This window comes from Neisseria sp. P0009.S007 (assembly GCF_051962515.1).
On record NZ_JBQCVF010000303.1, the window covers coordinates 1 to 1,553 of the forward strand.

2 protein-coding genes are annotated in these 1,553 nt (G+C 53.1%); both read left to right on the forward strand.

Annotated features, from left to right (window positions below; genetic code table 11):
• Positions 1–411 (forward strand): type III pantothenate kinase (locus tag ACTHS3_RS12670; protein ID WP_440368101.1); only part of this gene is annotated, 411 nt, incomplete at its 5' end.
• A gap of 15 nt (positions 412–426) precedes the next feature.
• The gene (locus ACTHS3_RS12675) at positions 427–1,269 is read left to right on the forward strand and encodes a hypothetical protein (protein ID WP_004520957.1); all 843 of its coding nucleotides are present in this window, start codon (positions 427–429) and stop codon (positions 1,267–1,269) included.
• The last annotated feature ends 284 nt before the right edge of the window (positions 1,270–1,553 follow it).

Sequence of the window (1,553 nt, forward strand, 5' to 3'; positions counted from 1 at the left end):
GTCGTCAGCTGCGGCACCGCCGTAACCACCGACGCGCTGACGGAAGACAATCATTATCTCGGCGGCACCATCATGCCCGGTTTCCACTTGATGAAAGAGGCGATGGCGCTCAAGACCGCCAACCTCAACCGCCCCATCGGCAAGGTATATCCGTTCCCAACCACAACGCCGAACGCCATTGCCAGCGGCATGATGGATGCCGTTTGCGGCGCGTTGATGATGATGCATGGCCGTCTGAAAGACAAAACGGGCGAAGGCAAACCGGTCGATATTATTATCACGGGCGGCGGCGCGGCCAGAGTCGTGCAGGCGCTGCCGGAGTCATTCGTTCATGACAATCAAGTGAAAATCGTCGATAATCTCGTGATTCACGGGCTCTTGCATTGGATTGCCCATCGCAACGGACAATAAAAAGGAAAACGCATCATGAAATGGCTGTTTGCGGTCTTGGTCGCACTCAACATCATTGTTTTTGGCAGCATGGTTGCCTATCGGACACAACATAAAACCGCGAAACCCGAATCTGCCTTGGAAGGCGGCACGCACGAATTATTGCGCCCGTCTTCTTTGGACGCGCCCAAAGCCGAGCCTCAGCAGGCATCGCAACCCGATTGGGTGGCGGATGAATCAGACGGCCTGATTATGGCAGAACCTGAATCCGAAGAAGCAGAAGCCTTGCGTAAAAAGCAAGAAGCGCAGCAGTTGAAAGAGAAAAAAGAAAAAATGCGCCGCGAGAAAGAAGCGCAAGAGCGTCGCGCAGCCGAAGAAGAGATGGACGCGGCCGGCGTGGAACGCTTGTGTACCAGCAGCGCCACCGTAGTGATGGATGAAGACGATTACCACCGCATCAAAGGCTTGTTGGGCAAATGGCCTCATGCGGCCAGCCGCAGTATCGAAAAACGTAACGGCGCATCCGGTGGCGAAACTTCTTCCAAAACCTTCCGCGTGGTCTTGCCTGCCGACGGCGACACTTCCGCCCAGCTTGATGCCTTGGGCAGCCGCGGCTTTAGCGGCAGTATTCACAACGGCGAAATCAGCATTGACGTAACACGCAGCCGCTCTTCCGCCCAAGTTTTGATTTCACGCTTGTCCAGCGCAGGTTTTGGCGGTGCGCGCATTGTCGAACAGGAAGACAGAAGCGCACCCGATACCGGTTTGAGCGTAGCACGCATGACCGTGGTCTTTATGGCGGTCGACGAGCGCGATGCCCAAGACATCAGAAACATTGTCGGCCGTTATGGCAAGTTGAACATGAAAACCTGCCGATAATCAGGCCTATTCGGTTTCAGACGGCCTGATAAGCAGCCGGCCAAGCCTGATAAACCGAACGCCAAAAAACACGAAACCCACTGTATCGGCAGTGGGTTTCATGTTTTTCGGTTTTGAGTATCTGATATAAAGGGGAACAGGTATGTTTCGTATATGCGCACTCCGAGTATCAAGAGATAATGGGAAAGAGGGGGATAAAATCTGTCGTTTAATGGCTCGGATTAGGACGTCTTCCGAGTGGTTTTGATTATACGCTAATAATAACTATTATCAATAGCAAAATT

Excerpts from the sequence above, each read along its gene's own strand:
- ACTHS3_RS12675 (WP_004520957.1), top strand. The coding sequence starts at position 427 with ATGAAATGGCTGTTTGCGGTCTTGGTCGCACTCAACATCATTGTTTTT.